Genomic DNA, 17,787 nt, shown 5'->3' with positions numbered 1-17,787 from the left:
CATCAGACATGCCTCAGTTCTTCATCGATCGACCCATCTTCGCATGGGTCGTGGCGATCTTCATCATGCTCGCCGGCGCCATCGCCATTCCGTTCCTGCCGGTGGCGCAATATCCGAACGTCGCGCCGCCACAGGTCTCGATCAACGCGACCTATGCCGGCGCTGCGCCTGAAGATATCTACCAGAGCGTCACCCGGCCGATCGAGGAAGAGCTGAACGGCGTCCCCGGTCTGCTCTATTTCGAATCGACTTCAGATTCCTCCGGCATGGTCAGCATCACCGCGACCTTTGCGCCGGGAACCGACAGCGGCCAGGCCTCGATCGACATCCAGAACGCGGTTCGCCGCGTCGAGCCGCGGCTGCCGCAGGTCGTCAAGCAGGTCGGCATCCGCATCGAGGAGGCCGGCAGCGGCTTCCTGATGATGGTGGCGCTGACCTCGACGGACGGCTCGCTCGACGTCGTCGGCCTTGGCGACTATCTGAGCCGCAACGTGCTCAGCGAAATCCGCCGCATCGACGGCGTCGGCCGGGCGCAGCTGTTTGCGACGCAGCGCGCGATGCGCATCTGGATCGACCCCGACAAGATGGTCGGCCTGAACCTGACGTCGGACGATATCACCAACGCGATCCGCTCCCAGAACGCGCAGGTCGCCGCCGGCCGCATCGGCGCCGACCCCAACCCGATCACGCAGCAGATATCGGCTACCGTCCTGGTCAAGGGCCAGCTCACCTCCGCCGAGGAGTTCGGCTCGATCGTGCTGCGCGCCAATCCCGACGGCTCTTCGGTGCGGCTGTCCGACGTGGCGCGGATCGAGGTCGGCGCCGAGAACTACAATTTCTCGACCAGGCTGAACGGCAATCCGAGCGCGGCGATTGCCGTGCAGCTGTCGCCGACAGGCAATGCGCTGGCGACATCGGAAGCGGTACGGGCGCAGATGGAGGAGCTGTCGCGCTTCTTCCCCGAGGGGCTGGAATACGCGATCCCTTACGACACCTCGCCTTTCGTGAAGGTGTCCATCGAGAAGGTGATCAGCACCCTCATCGAGGCGATCCTGCTCGTCTTTGCTGTGATGTTTTTGTTCCTACAGAACTTCCGCTACACGGTCATCCCGACCCTGGTCGTGCCGGTGGCGCTGCTCGGCACCTGCGCGGTGATGCTGGCGACCGGCTTCTCGATCAACGTGCTGACGATGTTTGCGATGGTGCTGGCCATCGGCATCCTGGTCGACGATGCCATCGTGGTGGTCGAAAATGTCGAGCGCATCATGGCCGAAGAGGGGCTGTCGCCACGCCAGGCGACGCGCAAGGCGATGAAGCAGATCTCCGGTGCGATCATCGGCATCACGCTGGTGCTGACGGCGGTGTTCGTGCCGATGGCGTTCTTCCCGGGAGCCGTCGGTGTCATCTACCGGCAGTTCAGCCTGACGATGGTGGTGTCGATCCTGTTCTCCGGTTTCCTGGCGCTGTCGCTGACGCCGGCGCTCTGTGCCAGCTTCCTGAAGCCGGTCGCCAAGGGGCACCATGAGAAGAAGGGTTTCTTCGGCTGGTTCAACCGTGGCTTCGACCGGACGACGCGCAGCTATACTTCCAGCGTTGGATGGATCGTCAAGCGTACGGGCCGCTTCATGGTCATCTACCTGGCGCTGCTGGTCGGCCTCGGCTGGTCCTTCATCCAGTTGCCGACGTCGTTCCTGCCCAATGAGGACCAGGGCTTCCTGATCGTCGACATCCAGGGGCCGCCGGAATCGAGCAGCAACCGCACTCGGGCGATCGCCGAGAATGTCGAGACGATCTTCATGGGCGAGGAGGCGGTCGACCGCATGGTGGTGGTCAACGGCTTCAGCTTCTCGGGCGCCGGCCAGAACGCCGGCCTGGCCTTCGTGACGCTGGACGACTGGAGCGAACGCGACGACGACAACTCGGCTGCGGCCATCGCCGGCCGGGCCAACAAGGCGTTGTTCCAGATGAAGGACGCCGTTTCCTTCGCGCTGTCGCCGCCGCCGATCCAGGGCCTCGGCACGTCCAACGGATTCACCTTCCGGCTGCAGGACAGGTCGGGACGGGGCCAGGCGGCGCTGGCTGCCGCGCGCGACCAGCTGATGGCGGCCGCGGCGGACAGCGACGTCATCACCGGCCTGCGCGTCGAAGGCATGCCCGATGCGGCGCAGGTCAACCTGTTGATCGACCGCGAGAAGGCGAACACTTTCGGCGTCAGCTTCGCCGATATCAATTCGACGATCTCGGCCAATCTCGGCTCGGCCTATGTCAACGACTTCCCGAATGCCGGCAGGATGCAGCGCGTGACGGTGCAGTCGGATGCAGGGCGGCGCATGCAAACCGAGGACCTCATGAGCCTCAACGTGCGTAACGCCCATGGCGGTATGGTGCCGCTGTCGTCGTTCGCCAGCGTCGAATGGCAGAAGGGCGCGGCGCAGGTCGTTGGCTACAACGGCTATCCTGCGGTGCGCATCAGCGGCCAGGCGGCGCCGGGCCATTCCTCGGGTGCGGCGATCACGGAGATGGAGCGCCTGGCGGACGAGTTGCCGGCCGGCTTCGGCTATGAATGGACCGGCCAGTCGCTGCAGGAAATCCAGTCCGGCTCGCAGGCGCCGGCCCTGATCGTGCTCAGCATCCTGTTCGTGTTCCTGCTTCTGGCGGCACTCTACGAGAGCTGGTCGATCCCGGTGTCGGTGATCCTCGTCGTGCCGCTGGGCGTGCTTGGCTCGGTGCTGGCGGTGATGGTCATGGGCATGCCCAACGACGTCTACTTCAAGGTCGGCCTGATCGCCATCATCGGCCTGTCGGCCAAGAACGCGATCCTGATCATCGAGTTCGCCAAGGACCTGCGCAAGGAGGGCATGTCGCTGCTCGATGCGACGGTGGAAGCGGCCAAGCTGCGCTTCCGGCCGATCATCATGACGTCGCTGGCCTTCAGCCTCGGCGTCGTGCCGATGGCCATCGCCACCGGGGCCAGCGCCGCGAGCCAGAACGCGATCGGTACCGGCGTGCTGGGCGGCATGATCTCGGCGACCGTGCTTGCCGTGTTCTTCGTGCCGGTGTTCTTCGTCGCCGTCATGAAGCTGACGCGGCGGGGCAAGGCGGAAGCGCAGGCGGGCACAGATGCGTCCGAGGCGGAACGGGTGCCGGCGGAATGACCGGTTCCGCCAGCCGGCCGGCATCCGGACGGACAGCACTCGTGCGACGGCTCGAGCAAAAGGAGCGCCTGTTCCATGCGGCGGTTTGCGTGGCGCTGGAAAACGGCTTCGGCAAGGTCACCCTCGATGCCGTTGCCCGCCAGGCCGGCATCAGCAAGGGCGGGCTGCTGCACCACTTCTCGACCAAGGGCGAGCTGATCCGGGCGATGCTAAGGCATTATGCCGACGCAGCCGATGACGGAAACATGGTGAAGGCTGGCGGAGCAGACCAAGGGGCGCCCGACGACGTCGATCCCTTGGCTGTCGCGGCCTTGGTCGCGGCGGCAGAGGATACGGCGCTGCTCGAAACGATCAACTCGCGGATCGGGATCCGGTGCACCGGGCCTGGCGGCAGCGGTCAGCGGACGACGCGACTGGCGTTGACCTGCGGCTTTGCCAACCGGCTGATGCTGCGCGAACGCTGAGGTGGGCCCGGCGGAGGCGCAAGCGCCCGCCGGGCCCGAGTTTCTAGGACAGGCCGAGCCGCTGCTTTCGGCGGGCCGCCCAGGCGGTGATCAGCTGGTCGGCGGTGAGGCCCATGAAGGCGACGCAGAGGCCGAGCACCAGCCCCTTGCCGGCATCGTTGAAGGTCAGGGCGCGGAATATCTCCTGGCCGATGTCCTTGGTGCCGATGAAGGCAGCGATGATGACCATGAACAGCGCGAACATGATTGTCTGGTTGATGCCGAGCATAATCTCGGGGAAGGCGAGCGGCATGCGGATGTTCCACAGCAGCTGCCGCCTGGTACAGCCCGAGGTGATGCCGGCCTCGACGATTTCGGACGGTACGTTGCGCAACCCGAAGATCGTGTAGCGGACGATCGGGATCATCGCGTAGATGATGATCGCTGAAATCGCCGCGACGTCGCCGACCTTGAACAGCATGATCACGGGGATCAGGTAGATGAAGGACGGGAAGGTCTGGAAGGTGTCGCACAGCAGCTTGACGATGGCAGTGCGGCGTTCGCTGCGCGATGCCCAGATGCCGATCGGAAGGCCGACCAGGATGCAGATCAGCACGGCGACCGTCACCATGTAGGCGGTGATCAGCGACCGCTCCCAGTAGCCGGCGAAGGCGATGAACAGCACGAAGCCGGAGACGGTGAGCGCGAGGCGCAAGCCGCCGAGCGACCAGCCTGCCGCGGCGACGAGCGCGACCATCGCCGTCCAGGGAATGCTCTGGAACAGGTCGCGCACCGGGATCAGCACGTAGAGCAGCATGGCGTTGCGGACATATTGCAGCGGGTCGTAGAAGGTGACGGTGACCCAGTCGACCAGCGCATCCCAGAGCGGTGCGGTGCTGAGGGCAAGTTCGGACGGCCAGGCCTGGGCATAGGGCGTGATCGCGGCCAGCAGGAGCGACGCCATGACGACCAGCACGGAAGCCACGAGGAACGGAAAGCGCTGCAGGAGAGTGGCGTCCGCGACATGCGACGGCTCCTTGTGGGCGGCAGCGCGGCTCAACTGGTCGAGCGTGATCGCCATCAGGACGATGGCGACGCCGCTTTCCAGCGCCTGGCCGATCTTCAGCGCCTGGAGCCGGAACAGGAGATCGTGTCCCAGGCCGCGGGCGCCGACGAAGGATGCGATCACCACCATTGCCAGGCACTGCATGATGACCTGGTTGACGCCGACCAGGAGCGGCTGGCGAGCGGACGGGATCTCGACCATCCACAATGTCTGGAAGCGGGTACAGCCGGCCATCTTGCCGGCCTCGCGAACTTCCTCGGCAACGCCCTTCAGGCCGAGGATGGTAAGGCGCGCCATGGGCGGGATGGCGAAGATGACGGTGGCGATCGTTCCGGCCTTGTGGCCGACGCCGATGAACACGGCGATCGGGATCAGGTAGGAGAAGTGCGGCAGCGACTGCAACACGTTGAGCAGCGGCACGACGAGTGCCTCGAACCACGGCTTCTTGACCGCGAGGATACCGATCAGGAAACCGATGAGCCCGGCGATCGGGGCCGCGACAAGAACCACTGAAAGGGTGATCATCGACAGCTCCCACTTGCCGAAGATCGCCATGTAGGCCACGCATCCGGCTGAGAGCAGGCCGAGGCGCCAGTCCTTCAGATACCAGCCGAGCACGCCGGACAGGCCTGCGGTCATGACCCATGGCATCGCTGCCAGGCCGATCTTCGGAAAGCCCGAAACCAGCAGGCCCTCGACGAAGGCCAGAGGCCAGGTGATGAGTTCGGCGATGGCGCGGGTCAGGTCGCGGAACGAAAACAGCCCGAATATGGCGTCATCGCGCATGTGCTCGATCAGCGTGTTCGCCCAGTCGACGAACGGGACGGTCCAGCCTGCGGGAACCCTGACCGCCCAGCCGGGCAGCAGCGAGGCTGCCAGCAGCAGGATGATGAAGGGCAGCACCACGAGCAGCGGTTTTGTCAGGGACGCCAGGGGTTTTTGCGGCTCCATCTCGGTGGCGCGGGTCAGGATCGCGGCACTCATGCGTGCTGTTCCTTGCCGTAGAGTGCATCGAGCAGGCTGTCGCGGCTGAGGGTGCCGACAAGGGCGCCGCCGTCGTCGACGACGTCGACCGGGCGTTCCGACGACAGCACCTGGCGGGCGACGCTCGCCAGAAGCGCCTCGACCTGGACGGCTGCCGCATCCGGCTTGCGGGCGGCTGCCGGCGCCATGACGGCGCCCACCGAGAGCAAGCGGTCGTGAGAAACGTTGCGGGTGAATTCGGCGACGTAGGGCGTGGCCGGGGAGGTGACCAGTTCTTCTGCGGTGCCAAGCTGTTCGACGACGCCATCCTTCATGATGGCGATGCGGTCGGCGACACGGATCGCCTCGTCGAAATCGTGGGTGATGAAGACGATGGTCTTGTTGAGCATCTTCTGCAGGCGCAGGAACTCGTCCTGCATCTCGCGGCGGATGAGCGGGTCGAGTGCCGAGAAGGGCTCGTCGAGGAACCAGACGTCGGGACCGACGGCGAGCGAACGGGCGATGCCCACACGCTGCTGCTGGCCGCCGGAGAGCTCACGCGGATAGTAGGCCTCGCGGCCTTTCAGACCGACCAGTTCGATCACTTCACGGGCGCGGGCCTCGCGCTTCTGGCGGTCGGTGCCGCGGACCTGGAGCGGGAAGGCGACATTGTCGAGCACGGTGCGGTGCGGCAGCAGGGCGAAGTGCTGGAAGACCATGCCCATCTTGTGGCGCCTGATCTCGATCAGCTCGCGCTCGCTGGCGGCAAGGATGTCGCGACCCTCGAACATGACCTCGCCGGAGGTCGGCTCGACCAGGCGTGCGAGGCAGCGCAGAAGTGTCGACTTGCCCGAGCCCGACAGGCCCATGACGACAAGGATTTCGCCCGGCATGACCTCGAACGACACGTTGCGGACGGCGGGAACGTAGCCTTCGGCCCTGATGGTTTCGATCGAGGGGTTGCCGGCGTGGCGTTTCAGGAAGCCGGCAGGGTCGGCGCCGTAGAGCTTCCAGAGATTGCGGCATGCGATTTTTGCTTCGGTCATGTCGAGTTTGCCTCTCGCCAAGGTGGCCGATGGGTGTGCAGGGGCGAGGTGGCGCCTGCTGCTGCAAGCGCCACTTTCACCACGCGATGTCGTTTGGTGCAGGGTTAGCTGGCGGAACCCAGCCAGGCCTTCCAGCGAGCCTCGTTGTCGGCCAGCCATTTGTCGGCGGCCTGCTCGGGCTCCATGTTGTCGATGTCGGCAAGCTTTGCCTGAACCGCGATGTCCATGTTGGAGAAGTTGATCTTCTGCAGGATGGCGTAGGCCTTGGGCCACTTGGTCGGGAATTCCTTCCAGGCGGCGATCTTCAGGTAGCCGTCCTTCGGGTTGCCGCAGTCGTAGCTCAGGTCCTTGTTGCTGCCCCAGGCCGGATCGTCCTTGCACTTGGGGTCGAAGGCCGGGAATTCGACGAACTTGCCGTCGTACAGCGCTTCGACGAAGTTCGGCGTCCAGTTGAACAGGACGATCGGCTCCTTGCGCTTGACGGCGGAATCGAGCTCGGCCCAGAGGGCTGCAGCCGAACCGGCGTTGACGACCTCGAAATTCATGGCGAGGGCTTCGACGCGTTCGGAGTCATGTTTCAGCCAGTCGACCGGACCGCCGAGGAAGCGGCCTTTCGGCGAGGTTTCGGCGGTGGCGAACTTGTCGGCGCAGGCATTCAGCGCTTCCCATGCCGGCAGGCCGGGGCAGACTTCCTCGACATAGGTCGGGTACCACCATTCCTCGCGTGTCTTGGCGTCGTGGGTGGCCGCATCGACGACGCAACCTTCCTTGACCACCTTCTGGAAAGCGACGCCGAAGGCGCCTTCCCAGACTTCGTGCACGAGGCTGACGTCGCCTTCGCAGAGCGCGGTGTAGACGACTTGGCTGTCGGCGGAAACGTATTCGACCTTGGCGCCGCCCTTTTCGAGCAGCTTGCCGACGATGTGGGCGCCGACGATCTGGCTCGACCAGTTGTGCGTCGGGATCTTGATGGGGTCAGTGGAATCCTCGGCGAATGCCGTGCCCGTAGCAAAAGCCAGAATCGTGGCCATAGTTGCGGACTTCGTGAAATTCCTCATTGAACCTCCCTTTCCTTTGTGTTGCGATTGTTCCCACGGGATGCGGAGGTCGGTCTCTGTGGACCTGTTTCCACTCCAGCCCAGCAAACATAGCCGTGAGAAGTGAACCGGTGTCGGGCGGGGTGTAAAAGTCGTGGTCTGACTTGTGAAAAGATGTTAATCAGGGCTTGGGAGGATAAGATGGCATGCGGGCTCAGCACCACATCGTGATCGTCGAGGACGACCCGGTCACGCGGGCGAAGCTTGCCGGCTACTTCCTGGCCGAGGGCTACAAGGTCAGCGAGGCGGGCGACGGCGAGCAGATGCGGGCCATCATGGGCAGGCATCCGGCAGATCTGCTGATGATCGACATCAATCTGCCCGGCGAGGACGGCCTCAAGCTGACCCGCGAGCAGCGCGAACGCTCCGACGTCGGCATCATCCTGGTCACCGGCCGGACCGACACGGTGGACCGCATCGTTGGGCTCGAGATCGGCGCCGACGACTATGTCACCAAGCCGGTGGAACATCGCGAGCTGCTGGCCCGGGTCAAGGGCCTGTTGCGCCGCGTCGGCAAGGGACGGCTGGCCCCCGTGGCCTCGGGCACTCGCCATTTCTACGGCTGGACGCTGGAGGTCGCGCGGCGCACGCTGCAGGCTGACGACGGCACTTTCATCGAGTTGACCGGCGCCGAATTCAAGCTCTTATCGGTGCTGACCGCCAATCCGGGACAGGTGCTGTCGCGCGAACGCCTTCTGCACGAGATCTCGCGGCGCGAATGGGACGCCAGCGACCGCACGGTCGATGTGCTGGTCAGACGGCTGCGGCAGAAGCTGAACGACAATCCGCGCACGCCGCGCATCATCGTCACCGCCCATGGCGAGGGTTATTTCTTCGCGCCGGATGCACACCAGATGGTGCGCGCGTCGGCAAGCTTCTGAGGCCAGGGCCTGCCGTCAGGCCGAATGCGCCGGGTCGGCCTCCAGCAACGTCTGCCATTGCTTCGTGCCCTCGGCAAAGGCCGCCTCGCAGTCCTTGACCCTGCGCTTCAGCCCGGCGACGGGTTCGTCGGCCGCCGCTGCTTCGAGCGCCTCGGCCGCCTGCAGCAGGCGCGGAAAACCGAGCGATCCGGCCGAGCTTCGCGTCGCATGGGCGAGGTCGCCGATGGTCTTGCGGTCGCCGGCTTCCAGCGCATCGTGCATCGACTTGAAGCGTCCGGGCAGGCTGTCATGGGCGATGCGATGCAGCCGCCGCACCGTCTCGGGGCCGAGTGCGTCGAGATCGGCCTGGCAGGCGGCGGCGTCGAAGGCGGCGACGGGTTTTCTGGCCGAGGCCGGGCGGCCGGCAAGTGCTGCCACGGCGTCGAGCAGCTGTTCGTGGACGATGGGTTTTGCCACGAAGGCATCGACGCCCGAGTCGAGATAGCGGTCGATGTCCGACCTGAACACATGCGCCGACATCGCAACGACGGGGAGGTCGGGCGCCGAGAGCGCGGCGCGCAGCCGTTTCATCGTCTCGATGCCGTCGATGCCGGGCAGGCTGACATCCATCACCAGGATGTCGGGCCGGAAGTCGGCGATGGCTTCCAGGGCAAGGTAGCCTGAGCTTACCGCCTTCACACGGTGGCCGGCCTGGGACAGCAACGTGGTCGAGACCAGCCGGGTGGCGTCGTCGTCTTCGACCAGCAGGATATTGCGCGGCGAGGCCGCGGCCTTGCGCGAGCGGCGGCTTTTGACGGCGGGTAGGCCGGCCTCGATGGCGGCCCTCCGCAATGGCACCTCCAGCGTGAAGATACTGCCTGCGCCCTGGCGCGAACTGACCGAGAGATCGGCGCCCATGAGCCGGGCGTATTCGCGGCTGATCGCCAGCCCCAGTCCGGTGCCGCCAAAGCGTCGGGTGATCGAGGCGTCCATCTGGGTAAAGGCCTGGAAGATGTCTTCCTGGCGCTTCGGCGAAATGCCGATGCCGGTGTCCGACACGGCGAGACGCACCGTTTGCGCCTGGCTGGCGCCGGCGGCGACCGTTACCTTGACCCGGACATGGCCCTGCTCGGTGAACTTGATCGCGTTGCTGACCAGGTTGAACAGGACCTGGCGGATCTTGCCGGCGTCGGCGCTAAAGGCAGGCGCCAGCTTCGGGTCGATTTCGAGCCACAGGTCGAGGCCCTTTTCCGTCGCCATCGGGCGCATGAAGGCGACGACGCCGGTGACCAGCTTCGACAGGTCGAAGTCGACCTTCTCGACGGCGACATTGCCCGACTCGACCTTGGAGTAGTCGAGGATGGCGTTGAGGATGCCGAGCAGCGCCTCGCCCGAATTCGCCGCCACCGAAAGGTGCTCGCGCTGCCTCGGACCAAGCCGGGTGTCGGCCAGCAGGCGCATCATGCCGAGCATGCCGGTCATCGGCGTCCGTATCTCGTGGCTCATGGTGGCGAGGAATGCCGACTTGGCGCTGCTTGCCTGTTCGGCTCGCGCTCGCGCCTGGTCGTGGTCGATCGCCTCCTGGCGCAGGCGGGTGTTGACCTGCCTGATCTGCTCGGTCTGCTCCTCGACCAGTTGCTGGAGTTCCTCGCGGTGGCGCCGGAGTTCGTCGGTGATGCGTTCGCGCTCCTGCTCCAGTTCGAGGCGGCGGCGCGACTCGTCGCGGAACTGGTTGACGGCGACCGCCATGGTGCGCAGTTCGTCGTCGCCGGTATCGGTGACTGTGACATCGAGATCGCCTGCGGTCAGCCGCTGCATGGCGCGCGACAGGCCGCTCAACCGGCGGACAAGGTTGCGCTCGACATAGAGCCAGACGATCGCGCCCGAGGCGAGGATGGCGCCGAGCAAAGTCACGACGAGCACGATGACGCCGATGCGGACGGCGTCGTCGGCGCGGTCGGCCGTCGTCCTCGCGAACTCGTCGGAGCGATCGAGGATGTCGCGGGCGACCTGGTTCTGGGTCACGGCGAGATCGCGATTGGCCTGGGCCATGGCGTCGAGCCTGTCGGCGAGGTCGATGACCTGCTGGCGGCGGCCGAAGATGGAGCCCGAAACCGGCACCTCGCCGGCGGCCGCCTCGATGGCGCTGAAGAAGGCGACACCCTGCTTGCGCCGCACCGGATCGTCGATGCTCAGGATGCGACGGCGGATGACCTTCATGTGGTCCTGGAAGATGCCGCTGATCTCGCTGATTTCGGAACGCGACTCCGCCCGGCCGAGCCGGTTGATCAGCAGGCTGACCTGTGCGCTGCGGTGGCGCAGCTCGTACATGCGCTCCATCAGATAGATGTCGTGCTCGATCAGCCGGTCGACGGCGGTGTAGGCGTCTTCCCGGCGCGCGGGATCGCCGATCAGGCCGTAGAGATTGGCCGTCACCGCCGAGGCACCGGCAGATGCGTTGGAGATCAAGGTCTCGGACAGCAGCAGGATCGACTGGGCAGCTGTTGCCGCCGCTTCGGCGCCCTCGCGGTAGGCCTTGTCCTCGTCCAGCCGCTGCCGCACCAGCTCGTTGTTCTGCTTGAGGTTGGCGAGCATCTTTTCGACCGAGCCGGCAAATTCCTCGACGAGCCGGGGATCGATCGACAACCGCCTGACCTCGGTCAGCGACTTGACGAGTTCCTGCGACAGCGTCGAGAGCTTGCCTTGCTCGGCCAGCAATTCGTCGGGCGAACGCACGGCGGCAAGGGCGGGGGCGGTGGCGATCAGCTTCGCGCTCAGTTCGGCGGTGTGCTGGGTTGCCGCCACCGCGGGCAGCGCCTGGGCGTTCACCACGGCCTGGGCGTCGGCGATGTTGCGCAGGATCAGCCAGCTGGCGATGCCCGACGACAGCGACAATCCCGTGATGCACAGGAAGGCGAGGAACAGCCTTCCGCCGATGCCGAAACGATGAAGCATGGTCCATATTTGCGCTGCCGGCGTAAGCTGTCTAGCTTGCGCCGATGAAATTGCCGGCACGCCCTGATCGCTTCAGCTTCCTCGCCGCCGTCTTCCTGGCGCTTGGTTGCGGCCAGCAGGCCATGGCCGAGGATGTCGCCGGCACATGGAAGCTCAACGCGTGGGCGGAGCCGTTCGGCTATTCCCGGCCGGCGACGACGATCGACTACCAGCCGGTGGCGAAGGCCGCGAAAGCCTGGCGCATCTGCGCTTCCTATCCGCATCTCAAGGATTCCTACTGGGTCAGCGTCAACTACGGCATGGTCGAGCAGGCGCGTTCGGCGGGCGTGAGGCTGACCGTCGTCGAGGCCGGAGGCTACCCCAATCTCGACCGCCAGATCGAGCAGATCCGGACCTGCAGCGCCACCGCCGACGCCCTGATCGTCGGGACCGTGTCCTATGAGGGGCTGACGCCGACAATCAAGGAAATCGCCCGCCGCATCCCGGTCATCGCCTCGGTCAACGACATCGACGACGCCGGAATCACGGCAAAGTCGGGGGTTTCGTGGGAGGAGATGGGCCGGTCGATCGGCGCCTATCTTGCCCGCCTTCACCCGGCCGGGACCATGCCGGTCAGGGTGGCTTGGTTTCCAGGTCCCAAGGGGGCCGGCTGGGTCAAGTTCGTCGAAGCTGGTTTCCGGGATGCGCTGAAGCAGAGCTCGGCCGAGATCGCAGCCGTCAAATGGGGCGACACGGGCGTGGAGATCCAGTTGCTGCTGATCGAGGAACTGCTCGAGACGCAGCCCAACATCGACTACATCGTCGGCAGCGCGCCGACGGCCGACGCCGCGGTCAGTATCCTAAGGGCGCAGGGCCGGGCAAACCAGGTGCGGATCCTGGCCGACTATTTCACCCACGGCACCTTCCGCGAAATCAACCGTGGCAAGGTCGTAGCCGCGCCGACCGACTCGCCGCCGCTGCAGGGCCGCATCGCCATCGACCAGGCGATCCGGGCGATCGAAGGCACGCTGCGCTATCGCCATGTTGGCCCGCCGGTCGAGATCGTCGACCGGACCAATGTGCAGTCGCTCGACCTCGAGCGAAGCCTGGCGCCGGCCTGGTTCAAGCCGACCTTCCAGGTCCAGTGAGACGGCGTGACCGCGTAACAGTCAGGGGAGGCGATCGTCGGCGGCTTCGCGGGAGGATGGTCGGCCTCGGCCGACGCGGGGGAAATATTCAGCTGACCGGTTCGGCTGTCTTCGATGGCGCAGGGGCCTGCACTGGTGCCGGTGTGTCGGTGCCGAGCTTCATGCCCGGCTTCAGGCCGAGGGCCTCGGCGAGGCCTGCACCGGAAAGCTTCTGGCCGGCTTCGGTGCGGACCTTGAAGATCTCCACCACGCCACCCTGCACCGATATGCCGATGCTGCGCTCGCCGATCGAGACGATCTTGCCGGGCTTGCCGGTGACGTCCTCGAACCGGCGAACGAGATGCTTGCGCGCCTCGAACAGCCGCACCTTGGTGCCGTTGACCGTGGTCCATGCGCCCGGCGCGGGGTCGCAGCCTCGGATGAGATTGTGCACGGCGTCGATGTGGGCGCTCCAGTTGATCCTGGCTTCGCCGTCCTTGCACCAGCCCTCGTAGGAGGCCTGGCTCTCGTCCTGCTCGGTTTCGCTGTGCTTGCCCGCGACGACCAGGTCCGCCGCCTCCAGCATGGCGTCGACGCCGAGCGGGAACAGCCAGTCGAAATAGACACTGCCGAGCGTGTCGTCGGGACCGATGCCGACCGTCTTCTGCAGGATCACCGGGCCCTCATCGAGGCCGTCGGTCGGTCGGAAGATGGTGAGGCCGGTCTCGGTGTCGCCCTTGATCAGCGGCCAGTTGATGGAGCTCGGGCCGCGGTACCTGGGCAGCAGCGAGGGGTGGTACTGGATGGTGCCGTGCCGGGGGATGTTGATGAAAGCCTGCGGTGCGAACTGCAGCACATAGGCCATGACGGCGAGATCGACATCGAGCGCGCGCAGCGCGTTTTCCGCCGCCTCGCCCTTGAGGCTCGGAAGCTGAAACACCTTCAGGCCGGCCTTTTCCGCCGCAAGCCGCAGCGGGTCTGGCCTGGCGCCCGTCTTTTCCGGCGCACAGAAGACGCCGGCGACCTCATCGCCGCGCGCCAGGAACGCCTCCAACACGCTCTGTCCGAATGCCTGCTGTCCGATGATTGCAATTCGCATGATGCTGTACTCCTCCAGAATCTTGGCAAAGCTTCTCCGGTCCCTGCCGTGGACAGGGCTGCCGGATTTCCTCAGGGATTGGGGAGCGCCCCGCCCTCAGGCGAGGCGCCGTGTCAGCGGCCGGTGTTGATCCAGACGACCTTGGGCTCGGTGAAATTCTCGATCGCCATGTCGCCATGCTCGCGGCCGAAGCCGGAATCGCGGGCGCCGCCCCATGGCAACCTGATGTCTGTCGGGCCGTAGGTGTTGACCCACACGGTTCCGGCCTTCAGGCGCCGGGTGAAGCGATGGGCCCGGGCGATGTCGCCGGTCCAGACGCCTGCGGCGAGGCTGTAGACGGTGCCGTTGGCGATGCGCAGGGCATCGTCGTCGTCCTTGAACCTGATGACGGTGGCGACCGGGCCGAAAATCTCTTCCTGCGAGATGCGCATCTCGTGTTCGACGCCGGCAAAGACGGTCGGCTGGACGTAGTAGCCGGTGTCGCCATGGCGGCTGCCGCCGGCGACCAGGGCAGCGCCTTCCTTCTTGCCGATCTCGATGTAGTCGAGCACGCGCTTCATCTGCACTTCCGAGACCAACGGGCCCATGGCGGTCGAGGTCTCGCGCGGGTCGCCGATGCGGGTGGACGCGGCACGCGCTGCCAGGCGCTCGACGACCTCGTCATAGACGGATTCATGGGCGAGGATGCGCGACCCCGCCGAGCAGACCTGGCCGGTGTTGAAGAAGATGCCGGCACCGGCTGCCTTGACCGCGGCGTCGAGGTCGGCGTCGGGGAAGATGATGTTGGCCGACTTGCCGCCGAGTTCCAGCGTAACCCGCTTCAGGTTGCTGGCGGCACCCTGCAGGATCTGGCGGCCGACGACGGGCGAGCCGGTGAAGGTGACCTTGTCGATGTCGGGATGGTCGACGATCGCCTGTCCGGCGATCTTGCCGAAGCCCGGCACGACATTGAGCGTGCCGGCGGGGAAGCCGGCCTCGAGTGCCAGTTCGCCGATGCGCAGCGCCGTGAGCGGCGTGATCTCGGCCGGCTTCAGCACCACGGTGCAGCCGCAGGCCAGCGCCGGCGCGATCTTCCACATGCCGATCATCAGCGGGAAGTTCCACGGGATGATGGCGCCGACGACGCCGAGGGGCTCGCGCACGGTGTAGGTCAGCGCGTCCTGGCGCGCCGGGATGACCTGGCCGTTTATCTTGTCGGCCATGCCGGCATAGTAGACCAGCGTGTCTATGACCGCCGGCAGGTCCTGGCGGCGGATGGCCGACACCGGCTTGCCGCTGTCGAGGCTTTCCAGGTTGACCAGCTCGTCCTCGTTCTGGCGGATCAGCTCGGCCAGCTTGAGCATCAGCAGGCCGCGCTCGCTGGCGCGCATCCGGCCCCATTCGCCCTCGAAGGCGGCGCGGGCGGAGCGTACGGCAACGTCGACATCGGCGGCGTCGGCCTCGGCGATCCTGGCGATGACGTTGCCTGTCGAGGGGTCGAGCGTGTCGAAGGTGCGGCCGGAAAGCGCGTCGACCCGCTTGCCGTCAATCAACAGCTTCTGGGTCCAGTCGGAAAAGGCGTATACCACGGGTCATCCTCCACATATGAACTTTATTTCCTATTTCCCGATCGGAGCATCGATTCCTCCAACCACCGCCGGGAGACTGATCTCACCGTAGGAAAGATATTTTCCCATGGGAATAAGATATATGTTGCCTAACTTTTTGGCCTGAGACATGATCCCGACTGCCGGTTTGGAACCCGACAAGATATGATATGAAAGTCATATCTTATTTGGCTGCAGCGGTTGGGAGGTTGCGATGATCCGTATCGAGATCGATCCCGTCTGGCGTTTCAGGCGCAGTGCGGATTCACAATCCATGCAGATCATGCTCGGTTTCCTGGCCGAGATACGGTCGAGCGGCAAAATCACCAAGGCTGCCGATCTCGCCGGCGTTTCGTACCGCCACGCCTGGAATTTGATCGAGAAATGGTCGGCCTTTTTCGACACGCCTCTGGTGGTGCGCAAGCAGGGCAGCGGCACCAGCCTGACGCCGTTCGGCGACAAGTTGGTGTGGGCCGGCCAGAGGCTGGAGGCGCGGCTCGGACCGCTGCTGCAAAACCTGTCGCAGGAGTTGGAGACCGAAATCAACCAGTTGCTGCCACATGGGCCGCTGATCCTGCGGGTGCATGCCAGCCATGGCTTCGCGGTGCCGAAGCTGAGGGAACTGCTCAGCCGCGAGCCCGACATCGGGGTCGATTTCCGTTATGTCAGCAACCAGAATTCGCTGGCCTCGCTGGCGCATGACGGCTGCGACCTTGCCGGCATGCACCTGCCGCAGGGCGAGTTGCGCAAGCGCGCCATCGCGGCGAGCAAGGGCTGGCTGACGCCGAGCGCGCACCGTGTCATCGGCTTCGTGACGCGGGAAATGGGGCTGATGGTAGCGCGCGGAAACCCGCTCGGCATCACATCGCTCGAGCGCCTGCTCGATCCGCAGATCCGCTTCGTCAACCGCGACCCGGATTCCGGCACGCGGATGCTGCTCGGTCACCTGCTGGCCCAGCACCACATCGACAGCTCCCGCATCAATGGCTACGAGCACGCCGAATTCACCCATGCCGCCGTTGCGGCCTATGTGGCCAGCGGCATGGCGGACGTTGCCTTCGGCGTCGAGGCTGCGGCGCGGCAGTTCGATCTCGACTTCGTCCGGCTGGTGACCGAGGACTACTTCTTCGTCTGCCGCAAGGAGATCCTCGAACTCGACGCCATCAAGCGCGTGCTGTCGATCATGCGCGGCGAAGAGTTCCACGCGGCGATCTCGCAACTGCCCGGCTACCGCGTCAACGACGCCGGCGCGATCAAGACCGTGCGCGAGGTGTTCCGGACGGCGGACTAGGTTTGTGCGAGCGGGTCGACCTGGCCTGCGCGGGCGCGAAAAATGATCGCGGCGAACATCAGCACGCCAACGAAAACCACAAGGGATGAGACGGCAACAACCGGCTCCAGTGAAGGGTTGCCGGTCAGGAGCAAATAGAGAGCGAGCGTCATCACAATCACACCGCCGGTGTAGACATAGTACTGCGCCCTGGCCAAACGGGTTGCGGCTCCGCGCGGGTTGAGCGCGTGGAACGTGCCGAAGATGGACATGGTTACCCAGCCGAGCAGGTTGATATGCGCGTGCGCGCCAGTTGCGGCGTAGTCATGAGCGATCGACATCTGCAGGCCGACCAGAATTCCAGCGACCAGAAAAAAGATCGCAGTCATAAAATACATCTTGGCAATGCTGGGCATTTTCCCCTCGAAATGTTCAGTTTTCAGGCAGCCAATACAGGCGCAGTGCGCCTCCGGGAGCGTTCGGTGCGCCGAAAGTCGCTCTGCCGGTTCAGGCCGGATGTTCAGTCATCGGCGTCGGATAACGTAGACGCGGACTTTCAGGGGATGCGCTGCCGGGCATCGGACCCCTTCCAGCCGCCGAGCATATCAAATGCTTCCAGGCCATCCGGCCGCGGCGACTGCTGTCGGCGTGGGCCAGCCGCCGTGAGACGAGCCCATGCCCTGCCGATCACCTGTCCCAGATACGAGGAGTGTCCGGGGGCAGGCTGCTCCGCCAGCACTTCCCCGATCTGCTGCATCTGAACTGCTTCGTCTGGCATGCTCGTACCCTCCCTGGCGCTCGCTCCAACGTTCCGCGACGGTCCTGACCTGCCGGTCGTTGCGCATGGCAAGCAGGCTTGCGGCCAGAACCCAGAATATCTGTCGGCGAACTCGACCGAGCTGTCACTGCCCCGAGGAGCGCTGCCAAGCACATTGGGACGTTCGGTCATCAAGATGAGACGGTCGGTCATGAGTTTGGCGGGTGGATGGTGCCGGCTCGATCAAACGCCTGGACAGCGTGAAAGAGGCTGGCGCAACGCAAGAAGCATACATTGCGCGCGCCAGCCACCGGCAGAGCATTCGGTGAACTGCCGCCGAAGGTTTCGCACCGCCGGATGGCGGTGTCACTGCCCGGAACCGAG

At 65.3% G+C, this 17,787-nt stretch carries 12 protein-coding genes; 5 read left to right on the top strand and 7 right to left on the bottom strand.

Annotation, left to right across the window (positions count from 1 at the left end):
• Positions 1-8: 8 nt before the first annotated feature.
• Together GGR00_RS16665 and GGR00_RS16660 are read left to right on the top strand one after the other, a co-directional pair.
• Positions 9-3,155: an efflux RND transporter permease subunit gene (locus GGR00_RS16665; RefSeq protein WP_184700039.1), complete on the top strand. Its 3,147-nt coding sequence runs from the start codon at positions 9-11 to the stop codon at positions 3,153-3,155.
• Positions 3,152-3,619: a TetR/AcrR family transcriptional regulator gene (locus GGR00_RS16660; RefSeq protein ID WP_082496533.1), complete on the top strand. Its 468-nt coding sequence runs from the start codon at positions 3,152-3,154 to the stop codon at positions 3,617-3,619. The genes GGR00_RS16665 and GGR00_RS16660 overlap by 4 nt, the downstream gene beginning before the upstream one ends.
• A 43-nt stretch (positions 3,620-3,662) precedes the next feature.
• Here the strand turns inward: GGR00_RS16660 and GGR00_RS16655 are convergent, their stop codons facing one another.
• The 3 genes from GGR00_RS16655 to GGR00_RS16645 form a co-directional block, all read right to left on the bottom strand.
• Entirely contained in the window at positions 3,663-5,648 is a 1,986-nt protein-coding gene (locus tag GGR00_RS16655; protein ID WP_210315046.1) for an ABC transporter permease, read from the bottom strand.
• A complete protein-coding gene (locus GGR00_RS16650; RefSeq protein WP_184700038.1) occupies positions 5,645-6,673 on the bottom strand; it encodes a quaternary amine ABC transporter ATP-binding protein in 1,029 nt (342 codons plus the stop codon). Before GGR00_RS16650 ends, GGR00_RS16655 begins: the two co-directional genes overlap by 4 nt.
• Positions 6,674-6,777: 104 nt before the next feature.
• A complete protein-coding gene (locus tag GGR00_RS16645) occupies positions 6,778-7,704 on the bottom strand; it encodes an ABC transporter substrate-binding protein (protein WP_082496532.1) in 927 nt (308 codons plus the stop codon).
• A gap of 212 nt (positions 7,705-7,916) precedes the next feature.
• Here GGR00_RS16645 and torR point away from each other — a divergent pair, with 212 nt between their 5' ends.
• On the top strand, positions 7,917-8,651 hold the full coding sequence (gene torR / locus GGR00_RS16640) for a two-component system response regulator TorR (RefSeq protein WP_055975111.1): 735 nt from the start codon (positions 7,917-7,919) through the stop codon (positions 8,649-8,651).
• Positions 8,652-8,666: 15 nt separating this feature from the next.
• Here torR and torS read toward each other — a convergent pair whose 3' ends face one another.
• Complete coding sequence (torS, locus tag GGR00_RS16635; RefSeq protein ID WP_184700037.1) at positions 8,667-11,585, bottom strand: TMAO reductase system sensor histidine kinase/response regulator TorS; 2,919 nt, start codon at positions 11,583-11,585, stop codon at positions 8,667-8,669.
• 44 nt (positions 11,586-11,629) lie between these two features.
• On the opposite strand from torS, the gene torT reads away from it, so the two are divergent.
• A complete protein-coding gene (gene torT / locus GGR00_RS16630; RefSeq protein WP_246441413.1) occupies positions 11,630-12,712 on the top strand; it encodes a TMAO reductase system periplasmic protein TorT in 1,083 nt (360 codons plus the stop codon).
• Positions 12,713-12,800: 88 nt separating this feature from the next.
• Here the strand turns inward: torT and GGR00_RS16625 are convergent, their stop codons facing one another.
• Positions 12,801-13,790 (bottom strand): methionyl-tRNA formyltransferase, encoded by a 990-nt coding sequence (locus GGR00_RS16625; protein ID WP_184700036.1) that lies wholly within the window; start codon positions 13,788-13,790, stop codon positions 12,801-12,803.
• Positions 13,791-13,903: 113 nt separating this feature from the next.
• A complete protein-coding gene (locus GGR00_RS16620) occupies positions 13,904-15,358 on the bottom strand; it encodes an aldehyde dehydrogenase family protein (RefSeq protein WP_055975101.1) in 1,455 nt (484 codons plus the stop codon).
• A 232-nt stretch (positions 15,359-15,590) separates the two neighbouring features.
• On the opposite strand from GGR00_RS16620, the gene GGR00_RS16615 reads away from it, so the two are divergent.
• Entirely contained in the window at positions 15,591-16,667 is a 1,077-nt protein-coding gene (locus GGR00_RS16615) for a substrate-binding domain-containing protein (RefSeq protein WP_055975099.1), read from the top strand.
• On the opposite strand, the gene GGR00_RS16610 is transcribed toward GGR00_RS16615, so the two are convergent.
• Positions 16,664-17,062, bottom strand: coding sequence for a heme-copper oxidase family protein (locus GGR00_RS16610; protein WP_055975096.1), 399 nt, complete (start codon positions 17,060-17,062; stop codon positions 16,664-16,666). The genes GGR00_RS16615 and GGR00_RS16610 overlap by 4 nt on opposite strands.
• Between the last annotated feature and the right edge of the window lie 725 nt (positions 17,063-17,787).

The organism is Aminobacter aganoensis, assembly GCF_014206975.1.
GTDB classification, from domain to species: domain Bacteria; phylum Pseudomonadota; class Alphaproteobacteria; order Rhizobiales; family Rhizobiaceae; genus Aminobacter; species Aminobacter aganoensis.
The sequence above is the reverse complement of the archived record's forward strand: the minus strand, read 5'-3'. Positions and strand labels throughout refer to the sequence as shown.